Genomic DNA, 17018 nt, shown 5'->3' with positions numbered 1-17018 from the left:
TCTTACTCCGCCATGCCAGCGTCAGGCTGGGGCTGATGGGAGACCTGTGTTGTACCCGCAGCGCGCTGGGGCTGATCTTCGGCCGGGCCATGCTGATCCGGATGGGGCTCTTCGGCGAAGGTCCGCAGCAGGATGGTGATGCCGCCCGTGAACACGATGAAATAGACGATGACAAAAGCGATCATCGACGTCGCGATGTTCGGCAGGGCGATCGGCGAGACGCTGTCGGAGGTCCGCAGCAGGCCATAGACCGTGAAGGGCTGACGGCCGACTTCAGTCGTGATCCAGCCGCAGAGCAGGGCCAGGAAGCCCGCAGGCGACATGAACAGCGCGATACGGTGCAGAAGCGGCGTATCGTAAAGCTTGCCCTTCCAGCGCAGATACAGCGACCACAGTCCGACCAGCACCATCAGCATGCCAAGTGCGATCATGATGCGGAAGGAGAAGAACAGCAGCGGGGAGTAGGGGCGGTCTTCTTTTGGATAGTCCTTCAGGCCCGGCACCTTGCCATCGAGGCTGTGCGTCAGGATCAGCGAACCCAGATAGGGGATGGCGATCTTGAAATGCGTCGTCTCGTTCTTCATGTCCGGAATACCGAACAGAAGCTCGGGCGCACGGCTTTCGGACTCCCAGTCGCCTTCGAGGGCTGCGATCTTGGCCGGCTGGTATTCCAGCGTGTTCAGGCCCTGCGTATCGCCGGCCAGAACCTGGATCGGGGAGACGATGGCAGCCATCCACATGGCCATGGAGAACATCAGGCGGACCTGTTCGGACGCCTGACGGCCTTCACGACGGGCCTTGAGCAGATGCCATCCGGCAACGCCCGCGACGATGAACGCCACGCACAGGAAGGCTGCGAGGCCCATGTGCACGATGCGGTACGGGAAGGAGGGGTTGAAGACGATCTGCCACCAGTCAACCGGCAGGAAGCGACCGGTGGCCTCGTCGATGCGGTAGCCGCGCGGGGTCTGCATCCAGGAATTGGACGACAGGATCCAGCTCATGGAGATCAGCGTGCCGATCGAGACCATGCAGGTGGCTGCGAAGTGCAGGCCTTTGCCGACGCGGTTGAGGCCGAACATCATGACGCCGAGGAAGCCGGCTTCCAGGAAGAAGGCCGTCATGACCTCGTAGGCCAGCATCGGACCGAGGATCGGACCGGCTTTCTGGGAGAACGACGACCAGTTGGTTCCGAACTCGTAGGACATGACGAGGCCGGAGACCACGCCCATGCCGAAGACGACGGAGAAAACTTTCAGCCAGTATTTGAAAAGGTCGAGATAGGCGCTGCGACCCGTTTTGAGCCACAGGCCTTCGAGGACTGCGAGATAGGCTGCGAGACCGATCGAGAATGCCGGGAACACGATGTGGAACCCGACCGTAAACGCGAACTGGAAACGCGCCAAGAATAGAGCCGACAAGCCAAACATGTCGATTGCCTTCTGGGTAGATGGCGAAACGCAGAGACCGGCAGGAAGGATGTCGGCTCCCCGGGGGCCTCACGCACGCACAACAGGGTAACGAAGTTGTGATCTCTTCGCGTGTTGCCGTCTTTTGAACCCTCTAAACGTATTTTGCCAGAAAAAGTTTGATACTCCGGACATGATTTTGACAAAAATCAATGCGGCATCCGGGATTTTTCCGGGCGTTCAGGGGGTTCTGAAACCCTGGCTGACAAGTGCTGAAACCGCCTGCGCATCCGGGAGGATCTGGCCATTGACGACGGGCATGGAGAGCGAAAAGGGGCGCTCCTTTATGGCCGGGATGCTGGATGCTTTCTGCAGCAGTTTCTGCAGCGCGGCCTGAAGGTCGGGAGCGAGATGCGACTCTATTTCCGGACGATCGAGCAGACGGGAAGCCAGTTCCTGCCAGTGGGTCATGGTGAGGGTGAGCGTGCCGTTCTGTTCCGGCAGGGCGAGGGCGCCTGTCAGGGTGATCCGGTTGTCTGGAGAGGCCGGGACAGGAGTGGCTGAGGCATCCTGCAGAATGAGGCGTCCGTAGGAGGTGGGGTCGAGCAGCGAAAGTCCCTGCGATGACTGCGATGCTGTCAGGGCGATTGCCAGGCGTGCGTTGCGCAGGTCGCTGAAGAGGCCGTAGGGCAGCGGAAAGCCATTGACTGTGGCGGCATGCGCGATGAGGCCGAGGCGTGTGGCGTCCGGGCTGGCAGCGGGAAAACGGATGAGGCGTCCGGACAGGGTTTGGGTGGAGAACTGTCTGTTCGGCCATCTGCCGGAGAAAGCCAGTTGAAGCCGGGGCGCCGAAAAGACCAGGTTTTCCGGATTGCGGAAGCGGATCTGCACGCCGGAAGCCAGCATGGTCAGAACATTGTCATTTACGACGAGGCGGGTGGCTTGATGTCCTGTCAGGGAGAGTGGAAGCCCTGCCTGGAGCAGGGAGAGCCATGATCCGCCCAGACGGATTTTCTCGCCGGCCCATCCCGCATCATAAGGCGACGCCGCCGAGGCAGGGTGTGTGCCGTTCAGGCGGTCAAGTTCCACCCAGGCCCCGAAGGGCCAGCCGCCCTTGTGCAGCGGAGTCGTCTCAACCCTCCAGCCATTTTCGTGCGCGGCGGTGAGGGCGGTTCGGGCCGTGGCGTCCAGCCTGTGGACTGTGCGGAGCCAGAAGACTGTATCCAGCGCCGTGGATATTGCGAGGACGGCAATCAATACCAGAGCAGATCGGCCGTAACGCACAGTAAAGAATGGACGAGCCATTGAGCATGTCTTTTCAGGTGTGGCTGCGGGATTGGTCAAGTCCCATCTGTTTTATCCCCAGCCATTGAAAGAAGCTCCAAAACGTTGGAAAGCGCTCACGAACGTGTGATCTTAAGTGGAGCTTCTGGAAGTGTGAAACGCTGAAAATGGCAGAAAACCAAGAGATACGAAGATTCTGTCAGAGGTGGGACGTCAGGAACACGTCGGGTCTGGAATAGTCCTGAAAGATTTCAGTTTTTTGCAGTCCGGTCATGCGTTTTCCGGGTCCACAGAGTTATCCACAGGATCGCGGGGAAGGGTATGGGTTGTGCACAGTTCATCCCACGCGCTCTCCAGAGCCTGTGTGAAGGCCTTGCGCTCCTGCTGGGGCGGCAGAGGTTGGCCGATGACGACGTGCAGGGTTCCCGGACGTTTGAGCCACGCATTGCGGTCCCAGAACAGGCCTGAATCGGTGGCGACGGGCACGATGGGAACGTCTGTCTGTCGTGCCAGGGCGACGATGCCGGGCTGGATCGGGTGGCGCTCTCCGGGAAGGGTACGGGTGCCTTCGGGGAAAATGATGATCTGGCGATCATCGGCATGGGCCGCCTTGGTGTCCCGCATCATGTTGCGCAGGGCTTTCGATCCGGCCTTCCTGTCGATGGCGATCATGCCGGTCAGGAGCAGCATCGGGCCGACGACGGGAATACGGGTCAGTTCGGACTTGATGATGTAGTCGGGCCGGTCAACGAGGGTCATCCAGATGAAGCCGTCGAAGAAGGACTGGTGCTGCGAGGCGATCAGCAGCGGACCGGGAGGCAGGTTCTCACGCCCCGTGACTTCGATGCGGACCGAGCAGATCCGGGTGAAGCCGGCCAGGACGGCCCGTGCCCAGAGCTTCGCGTAGGACAGGGCCAGATCCTGGTTTTTCATCAGGCGGATCGGAATGGTTCCGAGGCCCATGAACAGGGTGATCCAGAAAAGATAGAGATTGAAAAGGACGCCGCGCAGAATGCTCATCATGCTGTTCTGCACACCAGAAAAGCGGTCCGGACACAAGGGCTGTCAGGCGCCGTCTAGTCCTTCCCGGCCATCCGGAAGGCCGGTGAGGATGCAGATTTCCGCGCCGAGGAACTTGTTGTACTCGCGGAACATCAGGAACAGGGTCCGGCGGGAAAGGGGCGCCTGAAGGGCGAGGGGCACGACCGGATAGGGGACGAGAGCCAGATCCGGAGCCACGCGATGGATTTCGAGAACCGCCCGGCGGATATGGTAGCCGGCTGTGACGACCAGAAGGCGGTGGAGGTGATTGTCACGGGCCCACTGGGCGGTTTCGTGGGCGTTACCGATCGTGCTGGTGGCGCGTCGGCCGAGCGTGATGCGTTCTGCCAAGGGGGAGGACAGGGACTCCTGCTGGAGATGCAGGATGTGCTGCAGCGTGACATGCGGGCCGACCCCCGAGATCAGGAGCAGGTGCCCGTATCCGCCCCGCAGAAGCGTGATGCCCGTATCGACGCGCTGTTCTCCGCCGGTCAGGGCGACGATGCCGTCGCAGACGGGGGCCGTGACGGAAGCCTTGCTCGCGTCCTGAATGAACCATGCGAATCCCGCCAGCCAGAGCCCGCCCAGAGCCAGAGATGTCAGGAACAGTCGCTTCATGGCAGCCGCCGGAGCCAAACGAGCACGACGGTCTGTGCGGTGAGCCAGCCCAGGCAGGCGGCAATCAGAGGCAGGGCGCCAAGCTCTTCGAGAAGGAGACGGGGCAGGACATGCAGGGTGTTCCACCAGCTGGCCAGCATGGTCTGCCATGTGGTCGCAGGCAGTGCGGCCGGCCCTGCATCATGTGAGAAGGGTGCCAGTTTCCGCGCGAGCATGGTGATGACCGGGCTCAGGAAGAACAGTCCGGCGAGGCCGCCGGCGAGGCTCAGAAGGGCGGCCCTGCTAGCAATGCGACTGGAGATCGTCACATCTCCGGCACCGAGGAAATGGACGATCTCGACGGCCTTGCGCTGGGCCATTACGGAGCGGCGGACGGTCATGCCAACCGACAGGACCGCGATGGCAGCGATAAGACTGACCGCAAGCCAGGCGCAGGCGACGAGGCTGCTCCCCAGACCGTTGAGGCGCTCTCCCCAGCGGCGGTCCTCTTCCACGACGGCTTCCGGCAGGGCTTCATGGACGACCTTGCCCAGATCAGGTGTTCCGGTATGGGCGACGATCAGAACGACGGGCAGGGAAAGGCCGGGGAGATGCCCGCTGTCCGAGACCTGTCCGAGCCAGGGGGCGAGAAGGGTCTGTACCTGCTGCGGGGAAAGTTCCCGGACGGTGGTGACATCGGGCGTTTTATGGAGCGTCTGGATGAGCGTGCGGGTGCGGTCTTCAAGCTGGGGCGTGTCGGACGGGATCTCGATCGTAGTGGCGTTGCGTGCAGCACCGGCCCAGCCTTCGGCCAGGGTTTGAACGCCTGTCAGCCCGGCGAGCGAGAGCCCGGCCAGCAGGGTCATGAGTGCGACCAGAAGCGGCAGGCTGCCGGAGCGCAGGCCGGGGGAGACAGGCGCGCTCATGCTCTGTTGCTCCCGCGTGCGGCGATTCCGTCCTGAGGATCGGCCCCCGAGAGTGTGCCGTCCTGAAGGACGATGGACGCGGCCGGAGCTTCGCGAACCAGCGCTTCATTATGGGTGGCGACGATGACGGTCGTGCCCATTTCCACCAGTTCCTGAAACGTGGCCAGCAGGCGACGGGCCTGAGCGTCCTCGAGGGCGTTGGTGGGTTCGTCGGCCAGCAGGACTTCCGGACGGCCGATCAAGGCGCGGGCAATGGCGGCGCGCTGCTGTTCACCGCCGGAAAGGGTTCCGGGGCGCTTGTCAGCGAGATGCGCGACGTCCAGCCATTCCAGAACGGCGAAGGCCTCACGTCTGGTGTCGCGTTCGGAGGCGCCGCGCAGTCTCAGCGGGAGAGCCACATTGTCGAACACAGTCCATTCCCCGATCAGGCGATAGTCCTGGGGAACAAACCCGATCCTTCGCCGCAGGTTCCGTAGCGTGGCCCGGCTGGCCTGACTGACGGATACGCCAAGCAGGTCCATCTGACCGGCCGAGGGACGTGTTTCGAGCGTCAGGAGGCGCAGCAGACTCGATTTGCCGGCTCCGGAGGGGCCGAGCAGCCAGCGGAACTCCCCCTGCGGGACGGTGAGCGTCAGATTCCGCAGAACGGGCTGTCCCACGTCGGGGGGCATCATCGAGACATTCAGGAGGCGGATCATGAGGCTTTCATTGAAAAGGCGGCCAATCTATTAACCATTTAATAACGATCATTTCGTCATAACAGGCAAGCACACGGATCAGGCTAGGCCGGATCGGAGCCGGCTGTCGAAGGGATTGATTGAATGCGCATTGAATGCCCCCACTGTCATGCAGTCTTTGAGGTCCCGGAGGCGTTGGCAAAAGGGGTCAAGCGTCTGCGCTGCGCCAACTGCGGAGACAGCTGGGAGCTGGGCGCGCCTGCAGCTTCGAAACCGGAGGAGGCGTCCGAGGGGGCTGTCGCCACGCCTGAAGTTTTCGAGGTCCCGGAAGAGGAGGCTGCGCCTGTCGTTGCGGAGTCGCCGGTTTCCGGAACAGAAGGGGCGTTCCGGGCGACCGGGGCCATGGCCAGCCGCAGCAATGCCCGCCGTTCCGCGGTTCTGCATTCGCGCTCGGCCGGAGAGGTACAGGCGCCCGCAGATACGGCTGGTCCGTCGATGATCGGGTCTACCGGAGCCTGGATTGCAGCTTGGGGCGCCAGTCTGGTTCTGGCGGGGGGCGGGGTTGCCGCGCTGTGGTATTGCAAGGGCGCTGGCGTTTTCGGGTTTCTGCCTGGGGCCGGGCATTTCTCCTGACCCCTGCGCATTTTACATGTTGCGGGCGGCGAGGGCCGAGACCGTGGCTCCGATCGCGGCGATGGCCATGAGCAGGATACCGTCGAAAATCAGGGAGCCCGGCGTGATGAGGTGAGAACCGATCTGCAGATGGTTCGGGAGAGTCCCGGCAACATGGTTCATGATGTCACGGGCCTGCGGATCGGCCGTGGCGGCGCTCGTGGTGATCGCGTTGACGATATGTGGCAGGATGTACCAGCCTACTCCCAGAATCAGCAGGAGAGGCGCCAGAAGCTCGGCGATCTGCTGGGCCAGATAGAAGGCGAAATAGCAGACCGACCAGATACCCGTCCGGATCATGGAGGACGTGGTGAGCGATGAATCGCTGCGGCTGCTGCGGCCCAGAAGGCGGTCCGTGATATGGGATGGGGGCTGCATGTCCATAGATATGGCTTCCAGTGGTCCGGCAACGGGAGTTAGTCTTCGCCCCTGAAAACGGACGAATGGTTCACCTCGGACTAGCTGCAAGAGAACGCCAATGCAAACTTTCCCGTGCTGTCATGCCTTTTCCTGAGTTCGAGATGCCTATGGTGACGTCCAACATGCCCCGGGTGGTCCTTGTGGAGCCCGATTGCGACCATGCCCGGCAGATTGCCCAGGTTCTGGTCAAGGAGGGGTTTGCCCTGACCTGCGCCACGAGTGGCGAGGAGGCGCTGGGCACGATCGAGGAGACCATGCCGGATCTGGTGGTCGCCTGTACCGAACTGCCGGGCATGAGTGGTGGCCAGCTGGCGCGGCGGCTGCGGCTGGATGCGCTGACCCGGAACATCCCGATCCTGATGCTGACGGAGGATGCGTCGCCGGGGGTGGAGCGTGAGGGGCTGGAGAGCGGCGCGGACGCCTATATTTCCAAGTCGGCCCATCCGGATCTCATGGTGCTGCGGATGCGGGCTCTGCTGCGGGAAGGGCCGGAACTCCTTCAGGTCGATGAGGCATCCCGTTTGCGCCGGGCCCGGATCGTGATCGTCAATTCTCCGCGTGAGGATGAAGACGAGGAAGAAGTTGTCGAGGATGTCCCCGAAACCACTCTGGGAGAACTGCTCTGGCGTGACGGGCATACCGTCACCTCCATCGAGCGGTCCGATGATCTGATCGAGGGCGGCTGGCTTCGTGGGGCGGACAGTCCGGACTGTCTGGTGTTGGAACTGGGCAGCGGGGACGAGGATCTGAAATTCTGCCGTCTTCTGGATGCGCGTCGGCAGGCGGTACTGGAAGCGGGCGGGATTCCGTTTCGGACGCTGGGCATTGTGGAGGCGTCGCGTTTCCGAAGGCAGTCTTCCGGTGAGTTCTTCGAGGCCGGGATTGATGATCTTGTGCCAAGCGATATTGCGCTTGAGGCGCTGGCCATGCGGATCCGGACGCTGGCGCAGCGGAGGATGGCGCAGGACGAGTTCCGTCAGCAGGAAATCGAGCGTCAGCAGAATGCCTTGACGCTTGAAGCCGCGCGCGCCAAGGCGGAAATGGCCGAGGCACTGGCCCAGGCCAATATGGAGCTGGCGCGGACGAACGAGCGGCTTCTCCAGGCGCAGTCCAAGCTCGTGCAAACGGCGAAAATGGCGTCGCTGGGTGAGCTGGTGGCGGGCATTGCGCATGAAATCAACAACCCGCTGGCCTTTACGATCGCACATGCGGATACGGTGACGCGGACCCTCAAGCGGTTGCAGGGTGTGAATGCCTCCGACGAGGCGATGTCTCTGACGAAAAAAGGGATGTCGCGGCTGGAGTCCATGAAGCTCGGTTTGCAGCGGATCCAGAATCTGGTGCTGAGCCTGCGGCGGTTTTCACGACTGGATGAGAGCTCGTTCCAGAAGGTTGATGTTCCGGCAGCGCTGGAAACGGCGCTGGCTCTTCTGGCGCACAAGCTGGGGCCGGGGATCATCGTGCAGAAGGATCTTCAAGCGCCGGCCGAACTGGTCTGTCAGCCAGCGTTTCTCAATCAGGTTGTCATGAACATCATTTCCAATGCGGCCGATGCGCTGGCGGACATGTCCACGGACGGAGATATCGTGCGCGGCAGGATCGTCATTGCCTCGCGTCTGGAAAACGGGCGCTACGAAATGAGTGTGAGTGACGACGGACCGGGGCTGCCGCCTGACCTGCGGACGCGGATCTTCGATCCGTTTTTCACGACCAAGCCCGTGGGAACCGGGACAGGTCTGGGGCTGGCCATTGCCTATAGCGTCATGGAGGCGCATGACGGGGTGATTGAGGTAACGGACGCCAATCTGCCGGACGGGCGCGGGATCGGAGCGTGTTTCCGGATGAGTCTGCCCGTTCGCATGACCGAGGAGGGGCCGGTGGCGACTGGTCGTGCTGCATGACTTTCTGGAGTGCCAAGGGGCCGTCGCGCCCGCTGATCCTGCTGGTTGACGATGAGGAGGAGATCCTCGTCGCCCTGACGGATTTGCTGGAAGACCAGTATGAAATCCTGTCCACCACGGACCCGCTGAAGGCGCTGGATCTGCTGCGGGCGCACAGGGATGTCGCGACCATCATTTCCGATCAGCGGATGCCCGGTCTGACCGGAGACCAGTTGCTGATGCAAGCCCGGGCGTTTTCGGATGCCCGCAGTATTCTACTCACGGGATATGCCGATCTGGAGGCTGTCGTCTCCGCGCTGAACCAGGGGCAGGTGCAGGCCTATGTGCACAAACCGTGGGATTCGGATGCCCTGCGTTCGCTGGTCGGGGAAGTCACGCAGCACTGTCTGGCGCAGCGTGCCCTGAGGACGGAGCAGGCGCTTTTGCGGGGGCTGATGGAAGCGCTTCCGATCGGGCTCGTCTTTTCGGACCGGAACGGGCGGTGCATCCGCAGCAATGTCCGGGATGAATCCGAAAGCGGGGCCGAGAACGAGCAGGCCCATTTTCCCGAGAATCTCTGGCCCGAAATCACGGCCATGCGCGAGGATGTGCGCGTTTCGGGGCAGGAAGAGCGTCTGGTCGGAGAAGTTCTTACGGAAGGAGAGGGCCGTTCTGTCACGCGCTGGCATGAGCTGACGCGGCTGGCTCTTGCCTGGCCGGAAGGCGCCTCCAGGGCAGATGCCTGGCAGGTCAGCATGGACCGGGATGTGACGTCCCGTGTCGTTATGGAATCACGGCTGCGTCAGGCTGAAAAGCTTCAGTCGCTCGGGACGCTGGCTGGCGGTATCGCGCATGATTTCAATAATCTGCTGGCGGCGATTTCAGGGTCTCTCGAGCTTCTGGAGGATATCGCGGAGTTTGATGAGGCCTCTCTGGCGCTGCTTCGCAATGCAGCAGATTCCGCCCAGCGCGGGGCCGTTCTGACGCGGCGGCTGCTTCAGTTCGGACGTCCGCGCGAGGCGCGTCTGTCGGCTGTGTCGCTGGGGCAGTTGCTGCCGGGGCTGACGGATCTTCTGCGTCAGAGCCTCAAAAAGCGGGGTGTCCCGGCATCGGCGGCTCCGTGCGCGCTGTGTGTGGAAGACGTGCCGCCGGATCTGCCGCTGGTCTGGTCGGATGCGGACCAGCTTGAAATGGCGCTCCTGAACCTGTGTGTGAATGCGCGGGATGCCATGGCGGATGGTGGGACGGTGCGGATCAGCGCGCATGTCGTCGAGCAGAAGCGGACGGGTCTTCCCGCGGAGTGCTGTCCTGACCGGGCCGTGGCGCTGGAGGTCGTGGATGAAGGCGAAGGCATGCCGCCGGAGGTGGCGGCAAGGATTTTTGATCCCTTCTTTACGACCAAGGATGTCGGGCGTGGGACCGGGTTGGGTCTGTCCAGCGTATATGGTTTTCTGAGCCGGAGTTATGGCGAAATCGTTGTTGACAGTGTCGTGGGCAGGGGGACGCGTATGACGCTGCTGCTTCCCGTGGCGCGGGGCAGTCAGGAACGGGTTGCTGTGCCGGAGCTTCAGGGTGCGAAGCTTGAACGGCGCCTGAAGGTTCTGGTGCTGGATGATGAAGCGCCGGTCCGGATGGTGACGGCCGGATTTCTGGCCCAGGATGGCCATGAGGTGACGGCTGTGGCCTCACTGGCAGATGCGCTGAAGCGTGTTGATCCGGCGTCCCCCTTCGAGCTTGCGATCATTGATATGAGGATGCCGGATCATGATGGTCTGGCCTGTGCGGAAGCATTGCTGAAGGCCATACCCGGATTGAGGGTGCTGTTTATCAGTGGGCACACAGATGATATGCCGGCCCCTGGAAACGGGCTTCTTCTGCCGAAGCCCTTTACGCAGGAAAGCCTGCAGAGGGCCGTTGCCGAAACCATGCGTTCTGTTGACGGTGGTGCGTCATAAGAAGCCGGTTCTGCGCCGGCTGGCGGCATTGGGCCTGTGAATTGGAGATTGTGACACGTGAGTGATGCCTATCTTGTTCCCCAGGAGGACACGGCCGCTGCGGCTATCGAGGAGATCGAGGCCGAGCTGGGTCTGTTTGATGACTGGATGGAGCGGTATCAGTACATCATCGAGATGGGACGCAAGCTGCCGCCATTTCCGGAAGAGTGGCAGGATGATGCCCATCGGGTTCCGGGCTGTCAGAGCCAGGTCTGGCTTGAAGCGGTCGAACGGGATGGAAAGCTGTTTTTCGCCGGGGCGTCGGATGCCGCGATCGTCCAGGGGCTCGTGGCGCTTCTGCTGAGGGTTTATTCCGGCCGTCCGAAATCGGAAATTCTGGGAACAAGCCCTGTGTTTCTGCATGACATGGGACTGGTCAAGGCGCTTTCGACGAACCGTGGCAACGGGGTCGAGGCCATGGCGCAGGCCATTCAGAAGCGTGCGTCACACTAGAAATGAAAAACCCCCGCAGGCTCAAAGCCGGCGGGGGTTTTTATTGCAGAGATTATAATCTTACTGCGGGTGACTTGCCGACGGAGTGGCGCTGGTCGCAGCTGTCGTGCCGCTGGCGGTTGTCGGGCACTTCGTGAACTTCCCTTTTGCGTCCCGGCAGGGCTTCGGCTTCTGGGGAGCTTCGCATTTCGTGAACTTGCCCTTGTCGTCGCGACAGGGCTTGGCGTGGGCCATCTGGGTACCGAGCGCCAGAACGGCGAGGGCGGCAACGGAGAGGCGGCGGAACGGCATGGGATATGATCTCCAGAGCGGTGCCGGGTTACGGGGAACGCGTCCCGGCTTTCAGAAAAGAATGCAATACGTTGTGAGCGGCGTGCAAGCTGTCTTGTAGCTGGAGACTAGCGGAAACCCTGCTGGTCCACGGGATGGGTCGTGTCCCAGGTGATGTTCCCCCGGTACTGTGCCGCGACGGGCTGTCCGTCCTTAAGAGCCGGGTAGTATCTGGCAAGGCTGAAATAGGCGAGCGAAGCGCGTTGCAGGATGGGCGGACCGTCACTGACGGTGCAGTCATGCGCGGCGCCCATTGGGTCGATCTGACAGAGGACAGTGATGTGACCGCCAATTCCGGCAGCGTCGGCGGCTTCGGGATAATGGGGTGGGGGCGTATGGGCCTTGTCGAGCATCGGCGTCGTCAGGTCGGGCGAGGCATGGAAGGTGTAGGTCTTCTCCCAGGTGCCGGGCACGGCCACGCTGTTCTGGTAGGCGGGCAGGAATGTCGAGCTGTAGGCCATCTGCTCGGCTGCGAGGCCGAAATCCGGTTGTGAGGCGGAAGACTGGCAGTCGGTGGCTATTCCGGCAGCGCTGATGGTGCAGCGGACATGGGCCGTTCCGCTTTTGTGAAACTCAAGTTCAGCGGGCGGGTAGATGAGAGGGCTGTGATGATGGGGATCCAGCATCGCGCCGAGAGGATGGTCTTCGGCCTGCGCGGACAGGCTGCCGCCCGCAAGAAAAAGGGTCAGGGCCAGAAGCGGGCGGATGACGGACCGTCTCATGATGTGTCTCTCATCGGGAAATGAATTTGTTACCCTATGTAACGATTGTATCTTCCGCCAGTCTGCCGGAACGAAAAAAGGGGAGATGCCTGATGGCATCTCCCCTTTTTCATGGCCCCGAGGGTCCTGTCAGATCATTTCTGATCGGGCAAGGCGTAGGCGATGATGTCGTCGCCCATGCGGGTCGGGAACGAGTTGTGTCCGCCTGCATAGGTCACGATGTACTGCTTGCCGTTGATGGCATAGGTGATCGGCGTTGCCTGGGCACCAGCCGGCAGACGGTCCTGCCACAGCACCTTGCCCGTCGTCAGGTTGTACGCACGGATGTAGTAATCCATGGACGCCGTCAGGAAGCCGAGGTTGCCAGCCGTGGAGAGCGGGCCACCGAGGCTCGGGACACCGATCTTGATCGGCGGCAGCGGGATCGGCAGGGAGCTGCCATACATCGAATCACGCAGGGTGCCGTTACGGTGCTGCCAGACGACCTTGTTGGTCTTCAGGTCAATACCGGCGACATAGCCCCAGGGCGGCGTGCGGCACGGCATCTTGATGCCGAACGGCAGCAGCACCGGATCCAGGAACGGATGCAGGTTGACGGCATACGGAATGCCATAGTTGTGCTGCAGGCCGGTTTCACCACCCGTGCCCTTGGCGTCCTTTTCAGGCCAGAGCGGGTTGCCCGGTCCACGGGGAACAAGCTGGGAGACGAACGGCAGGGAGATCGGGTTGGCAAAAGCCACCTGACGCTGCGGATCGACGGCCAGACCACCCCATTCGAACATTCCCAGATCGCCCGGGAAGATGAGCGAACCATTGAGCGACGGCGGCGTGAAGGGGCCTTCGTAGCGCAGTCTGTGGAAATAGATGCTGCAGAACATCTGGTCGAAGATCGTGCCGCCCCAGATATCGGAGTCGTTCAGCGGGTTCTTCGGACGCAGGGTCAACTGCGACATCGGCTGCGTCGGGCTGGTGTGATCGCCCGGAGCGGCGCCCTGGGGAACCGGGGTTTCCGGAGCCGGGACGATTTCCTTGCCGGTACGACGGTCGAGGACGAAAATGTCGCCGGTCTTGGTCGGAGCGTAGATGGCCGGAACAAGCGTGCCGTCCTTCTGCGTTACGTCCACGAGGCTCGGCTGGGACGGAACGTCCATGTCCCACAGATCGTGATGAACGGTCTGGTAGAACCAGGCGAGCTTGCCCGTGTCTGCGTTCAGAGCAACGATACCCGGAGCGAAACGCTCGGAATCCTTCGTGCGGTCACCGCCCCACTGGTCGGGAGTACCCACGCCCATCGGGATGTACACGAGGTTCAGATTCCTGTCGTAAGACGACACGATCCAGGAGTTCGGGGAGTTCGGGTGGAAGACAGGGTGGCTGTCATCCGGAAGCTGGTTCGGATCCGGGTTGGACGCATCGAACACCCAGACGCGCTTGCCAGTGTAGACGTCGAATGCCTGCGTGGCGCCCGAAGCCTGCTTGACCGAACCGTTATCGGTGATGGCGCTGTTGGCGATGATCAGCTTGTCCGTGATGACCGGCGGGGACGTCGGCTCATATTGGCCGGGCGTCGTGTAAGGCTGGTTCGGAACGCGCAGGTCGATCTCGCCATTGTTGCCGAAGCCGGAGCAGGTCTTGCCCGTGTCGGCATCGACTTCAACCAGACGGCCATCGTTGACCGGCAGGATGATGCGCTTGGCGCAGTCCGTCGGAGCGGGATTGCCATCGGAATCCGTGGCATTGGCCGGCGTTTCGTGGAAGCTGACGCCACGGCAGGTCAGATGCTGGAAGCCGGGGTTGATCTGGAGCTTCGGATCGTAGACCCACTTGACGTTGCCGGTGGCACCATCAACTGCAAACAGCTTCTGGTGCAGCGAGCACATATAAAGCGTGTTGTTGAACTCGATCGGGGTCGCTTCGTTCGTCGCTTCGCCGGGGTCGTTGGAGTTCATCATATCCTTGGTGTGGATATGCCATGCGACCTTGAGGTTGCTGACGTTGGACGCGTTGATCTGGTTCAGCGGGGACCAGCGGTCACCGGCCTGCGTACGGCCATAGGCGTGCCACTCGCTGGCCGGGACGTTGTCCGGGTCGGCGGGGGAGGCATTTGCGATCTGCGTCGGCAGTTCGCCGCTGATGTCATGCGGGTCGGTGAAGAGGCTGGCGAGCAGGGCGAGTACAGCAACGCCAACGGCGCCGGCGAGCGGCAGGACGGTCGTCCGCGTGCCGCCGATCTGGCGGGAGACGAACGGCAGCAGCAGCCAGATGCCGAGGATGATGACGATGTCCGAGCGCGGGATCAGGGCCCAGATGTCGAGACCGACAACGGTGAGTTCCCAGATGACCGTTCCGAAGACGACGACTGCGAACAGGTAGAGGGCAGCCGGGTTGCGCCGGAATGAGAGGAAAGCCGTGGCGAGAAGTGCCAAGCCAAGGATGACATAATAGAGAGGGCCGCCGATGGCAGCGACCCATGCGCCGCCTACGGTAAGGATCGCGCCGCAAAGCGCGAATACCGCGGCCGTTATCAGGGCCCAGAGCCCTGGCCGGGATGTTGTGCTCATGATGTTCCTGGATCTGTTGTTCTGATGCATCACGGTGACTTCCGGACAAAGCACATGGATGGGCGTCAAGGGTCAAGATGTCAGAAGGTTCATCTTGCTCACGTCACTGTGAGGACTTTCACGTCGTCGTGACTTGAGGAAAGGAAGGACTTATGATTGAGCGTTCAAGAAAATAATGCGCTTGCAGGCCACTTGGGCTTACGATAAGGACACCGCTTCCGCGCACGCGTCCGGGCCACGAGTGGCATGCCCGGCCGTGCAGAGTCTCTGCAGGATGCAGGACCAATCGTTTACGGCGAGGGAGACCGAAATGCCCAAGATGAAGACCAAGTCGTCGGTCAAGAAGCGGTTCAAGATCACCGCGACCGGCAAAGTGATGTGCGGCCCGGGCAACAAGCGCCATGGCCTTATCAACCGTCCGCAGAAGATGAAGCGCACCAACCGTGGTCCCCAGACCATGACGGACATGGATGCGAAGACAATCAAGCAGTGGGCGCCCTACGGGCTTTCGTAAGGAGATAAGGTAAATGGCACGTGTCAAGCGGGGCGTAACGTCGCACGCCCGTCACAAGAAGGTTCTCGAGCTCGCCAAGGGCTATCGCGGCCGTTCGTCCACGAACTATCGCATTGCCCTGGAGCGCGTCGAGAAGGCGCTGCGTTATGCGTATCGTGACCGTCGCAACAAGAAGCGTGATTTCCGCGCCCTGTGGATCCAGCGTATCAACGCTGCCGTCCGCGAGCATGGTCTGACGTACAGCCGCTTCATCAATGGTCTGGACAAGGCTGGCATCGAGATCGACCGTAAGGTCCTCGCTGCCATCGCTTTTGACGATAGCGCCGCTTTCGGTGAAATCGTGAAGAAGGCCCAGGCCGCTCTCGGCTGAGCTTTTCCGGCTTGATCCCTCCGGGGGTCTGGTGACTGGCGGGCCGTCCTGTTATCAGGACGGCCCGTTTTGTTTTGTGCTGCAGGGGATGGGCGGTATGGCTGACGATCTCGATATACTCAGGAATGACACGCTGGCTGCGCTGGCCGGAGCGCAGGACCGCGCCCAGTGGGATGCGATCCGCGTCGGAACGCTGGGCAAGTCCGGTGCGCTGACCGGTCTGCTCAAACAGCTGGGCAGGCTGGAGCCGCAGGAGCGCAAGGAGCGCGGTCAGGCGCTGAACCGTCTGCGCGACGAGCTGACGGCTGCTATCGAGGCCCGTGGCCGCGATATCGAGGAAGAGGCGCTTCAGGCCCGTCTGCGCTCCGAGCGTGTGGACGTGACGATGCCGGCGCCTGCGGTCGTGACGGGCACCATCCATCCCATCAGCCGGACCATTGAGGAAATGACGGCCATTTTCGGCGCGATGGGGTTCTCCGTCGCCGAAGGGCCGGACATCGAGAGCCAGTGGCATAATTTCTCGGCCCTCAATACGCCCGAGCATCATCCTGCCCGGACCGAGCACGACACGTTCTATCTGCCGCCGAAGAATGAGGACGGAGAGCCGCGGGTTCTGCGCACGCAGACCTCTGGTGTGCAGATCCGCACCATGCTCGGCTCAAAGCCGCCGATCCGGATCATCGCCCCGGGCCGTACCTATCGTGCCGATCATGACGCGACCCATTCGCCGATGTTCCATCAGTGCGAAGGTCTTGTGGTTGATCGCAATATTACGCTTGGCCATCTCAAGGGCTGTCTGATCGAGTTCCTGCGCGTCTATTTTGACAAGCCGAACCTGCCTGTCCGTTTCCGGGCGTCCTATTTCCCGTTCACCGAGCCTTCCATGGAAGTCGATATCGGCTGGTCGAAGGCGAGTGGCGAGATCGGTGGTGGGTCCGACTGGCTTGAAGTTCTGGGATCGGGGATGATCCATCCGCGCGTTCTGGCGAACTGTGGGCTTGATCCGGCCGAATGGCAGGGTTTTGCGTTCGGGATGGGCATTGAGCGTCTGGCGATGCTGAAGAATGGCATTCCCGATCTGCGGTCTTTCTATGAAAGCGATCTGCGCTGGCTGCGTCATTACGGATTTTCGGCGTTCTCGCCTGCCACGCTGACGGAGGGCGTGTGA

General features: G+C 62.0%; 17 protein-coding genes. 7 read left to right on the top strand and 10 right to left on the bottom strand.

The window, feature by feature from the left end; translation table 11 throughout:
• Nucleotides 1–2: 2 nt before the first annotated feature.
• The 6 genes from GLS_RS01505 to GLS_RS01480 all read right to left on the bottom strand — a co-directional run bounded on the left by GLS_RS01505 (nt 3) and on the right by GLS_RS01480 (nt 5955).
• Nucleotides 3–1430, bottom strand: a complete 1428-nt coding sequence (locus tag GLS_RS01505; RefSeq protein WP_041110728.1) for a cytochrome ubiquinol oxidase subunit I — start codon at nt 1428–1430, stop codon at nt 3–5.
• A 219-nt stretch (nt 1431–1649) separates the two neighbouring features.
• Complete coding sequence (locus GLS_RS01500; RefSeq protein WP_148295875.1) at nt 1650–2714, bottom strand: DUF2125 domain-containing protein; 1065 nt, start codon at nt 2712–2714, stop codon at nt 1650–1652.
• 249 nt (nt 2715–2963) lie between these two features.
• On the bottom strand, nt 2964–3713 hold the full coding sequence (locus tag GLS_RS01495) for a lysophospholipid acyltransferase family protein (RefSeq protein WP_024717215.1): 750 nt from the start codon (nt 3711–3713) through the stop codon (nt 2964–2966).
• A 45-nt stretch (nt 3714–3758) separates the two neighbouring features.
• Entirely contained in the window at nt 3759–4352 is a 594-nt protein-coding gene (locus GLS_RS01490; protein WP_041110724.1) for a YdcF family protein, read from the bottom strand.
• Entirely contained in the window at nt 4349–5257 is a 909-nt protein-coding gene (locus tag GLS_RS01485; RefSeq protein WP_041110723.1) for a cell division protein FtsX, read from the bottom strand. The genes GLS_RS01490 and GLS_RS01485 overlap by 4 nt, the downstream gene beginning before the upstream one ends.
• Entirely contained in the window at nt 5254–5955 is a 702-nt protein-coding gene (locus GLS_RS01480) for a cell division ATP-binding protein FtsE (RefSeq protein WP_041110722.1), read from the bottom strand. The genes GLS_RS01485 and GLS_RS01480 overlap by 4 nt, the downstream gene beginning before the upstream one ends.
• Nucleotides 5956–6078: 123 nt before the next feature.
• On the opposite strand from GLS_RS01480, the gene GLS_RS01475 reads away from it, so the two are divergent.
• Nucleotides 6079–6567, top strand: a complete 489-nt coding sequence (locus GLS_RS01475) for a zinc-ribbon domain-containing protein (RefSeq protein WP_041110720.1) — start codon at nt 6079–6081, stop codon at nt 6565–6567.
• Between the two features lie 12 nt (nt 6568–6579).
• On the opposite strand, the gene GLS_RS01470 is transcribed toward GLS_RS01475, so the two are convergent.
• The gene (locus tag GLS_RS01470; protein WP_011251857.1) at nt 6580–6990 is read right to left on the bottom strand and encodes a hypothetical protein; all 411 of its coding nucleotides are present in this window, start codon (nt 6988–6990) and stop codon (nt 6580–6582) included.
• Between the two features lie 158 nt (nt 6991–7148).
• Between GLS_RS01470 and GLS_RS01465 the strand changes: the two genes are divergently transcribed.
• Genes GLS_RS01465 through GLS_RS01455 form a run of 3 tightly spaced genes read left to right on the top strand, consistent with a single transcriptional unit; the run spans nt 7149 to nt 11353 of the window.
• Nucleotides 7149–8927, top strand: a complete 1779-nt coding sequence (locus GLS_RS01465; protein WP_172491740.1) for an ATP-binding protein — start codon at nt 7149–7151, stop codon at nt 8925–8927.
• Complete coding sequence (locus GLS_RS01460) at nt 8924–10861, top strand: ATP-binding response regulator (RefSeq protein WP_041110718.1); 1938 nt, start codon at nt 8924–8926, stop codon at nt 10859–10861. Before GLS_RS01465 ends, GLS_RS01460 begins: the two co-directional genes overlap by 4 nt.
• A 57-nt stretch (nt 10862–10918) precedes the next feature.
• Nucleotides 10919–11353, top strand: coding sequence for a SufE family protein (locus tag GLS_RS01455; RefSeq protein WP_011251854.1), 435 nt, complete (start codon nt 10919–10921; stop codon nt 11351–11353).
• 60 nt (nt 11354–11413) lie between these two features.
• Here the strand turns inward: GLS_RS01455 and GLS_RS01450 are convergent, their stop codons facing one another.
• The 3 genes from GLS_RS01450 to GLS_RS01440 form a co-directional block, all read right to left on the bottom strand.
• Nucleotides 11414–11644 (bottom strand): hypothetical protein, encoded by a 231-nt coding sequence (locus GLS_RS01450; protein WP_011251853.1) that lies wholly within the window; start codon nt 11642–11644, stop codon nt 11414–11416.
• Nucleotides 11645–11751: 107 nt separating this feature from the next.
• A complete protein-coding gene (locus GLS_RS01445; protein ID WP_226986603.1) occupies nt 11752–12405 on the bottom strand; it encodes an energy transducer TonB in 654 nt (217 codons plus the stop codon).
• Nucleotides 12406–12539: 134 nt separating this feature from the next.
• Nucleotides 12540–14966: a glucose/quinate/shikimate family membrane-bound PQQ-dependent dehydrogenase gene (locus GLS_RS01440; protein ID WP_041112543.1), complete on the bottom strand. Its 2427-nt coding sequence runs from the start codon at nt 14964–14966 to the stop codon at nt 12540–12542.
• A gap of 310 nt (nt 14967–15276) precedes the next feature.
• Between GLS_RS01440 and rpmI the strand changes: the two genes are divergently transcribed.
• The 3 genes from rpmI (at nt 15277) to pheS (ending at nt 17018) form a co-directional block, all read left to right on the top strand.
• Entirely contained in the window at nt 15277–15480 is a 204-nt protein-coding gene (gene rpmI, locus GLS_RS01435) for a 50S ribosomal protein L35 (protein ID WP_011251850.1), read from the top strand.
• Nucleotides 15481–15493: 13 nt separating this feature from the next.
• Entirely contained in the window at nt 15494–15850 is a 357-nt protein-coding gene (gene rplT, locus GLS_RS01430; protein ID WP_011251849.1) for a 50S ribosomal protein L20, read from the top strand.
• Between the two features lie 97 nt (nt 15851–15947).
• Nucleotides 15948–17018, top strand: a complete 1071-nt coding sequence (pheS, locus tag GLS_RS01425; protein ID WP_041112542.1) for a phenylalanine--tRNA ligase subunit alpha — start codon at nt 15948–15950, stop codon at nt 17016–17018.

Source organism: Gluconobacter oxydans DSM 3504, assembly GCF_000583855.1.
Lineage (GTDB): Bacteria > Pseudomonadota > Alphaproteobacteria > Acetobacterales > Acetobacteraceae > Gluconobacter > Gluconobacter oxydans.
Note: the sequence above shows the minus strand (reverse complement) of the source record. Positions and strands in the feature narration are given on the sequence as shown.

Coding starts and splice junctions, on each gene's coding strand:
- GLS_RS01505 (WP_041110728.1), bottom strand. CDS start 1,430: ATGTTTGGCTTGTCGGCTCTATTCTTGGCGCGTTTCCAGTTCGCGTTT.
- GLS_RS01500 (WP_148295875.1), bottom strand. CDS start 2,714: ATGGCTCGTCCATTCTTTACTGTGCGTTACGGCCGATCTGCTCTGGTA.
- GLS_RS01495 (WP_024717215.1), bottom strand. CDS start 3,713: ATGAGCATTCTGCGCGGCGTCCTTTTCAATCTCTATCTTTTCTGGATC.
- GLS_RS01490 (WP_041110724.1), bottom strand. CDS start 4,352: ATGAAGCGACTGTTCCTGACATCTCTGGCTCTGGGCGGGCTCTGGCTG.
- GLS_RS01485 (WP_041110723.1), bottom strand. CDS start 5,257: ATGAGCGCGCCTGTCTCCCCCGGCCTGCGCTCCGGCAGCCTGCCGCTT.
- GLS_RS01480 (WP_041110722.1), bottom strand. CDS start 5,955: ATGATCCGCCTCCTGAATGTCTCGATGATGCCCCCCGACGTGGGACAG.
- GLS_RS01475 (WP_041110720.1), top strand. CDS start 6,079: ATGCGCATTGAATGCCCCCACTGTCATGCAGTCTTTGAGGTCCCGGAG.
- GLS_RS01470 (WP_011251857.1), bottom strand. CDS start 6,990: ATGGACATGCAGCCCCCATCCCATATCACGGACCGCCTTCTGGGCCGC.
- GLS_RS01465 (WP_172491740.1), top strand. CDS start 7,149: ATGCCCCGGGTGGTCCTTGTGGAGCCCGATTGCGACCATGCCCGGCAG.
- GLS_RS01460 (WP_041110718.1), top strand. CDS start 8,924: ATGACTTTCTGGAGTGCCAAGGGGCCGTCGCGCCCGCTGATCCTGCTG.
- GLS_RS01450 (WP_011251853.1), bottom strand. CDS start 11,644: ATGCCGTTCCGCCGCCTCTCCGTTGCCGCCCTCGCCGTTCTGGCGCTC.
- GLS_RS01445 (WP_226986603.1), bottom strand. CDS start 12,405: ATGAGACGGTCCGTCATCCGCCCGCTTCTGGCCCTGACCCTTTTTCTT.
- GLS_RS01440 (WP_041112543.1), bottom strand. CDS start 14,966: ATGAGCACAACATCCCGGCCAGGGCTCTGGGCCCTGATAACGGCCGCG.
- rpmI (WP_011251850.1), top strand. CDS start 15,277: ATGCCCAAGATGAAGACCAAGTCGTCGGTCAAGAAGCGGTTCAAGATC.
- rplT (WP_011251849.1), top strand. CDS start 15,494: ATGGCACGTGTCAAGCGGGGCGTAACGTCGCACGCCCGTCACAAGAAG.
- pheS (WP_041112542.1), top strand. CDS start 15,948: ATGGCTGACGATCTCGATATACTCAGGAATGACACGCTGGCTGCGCTG.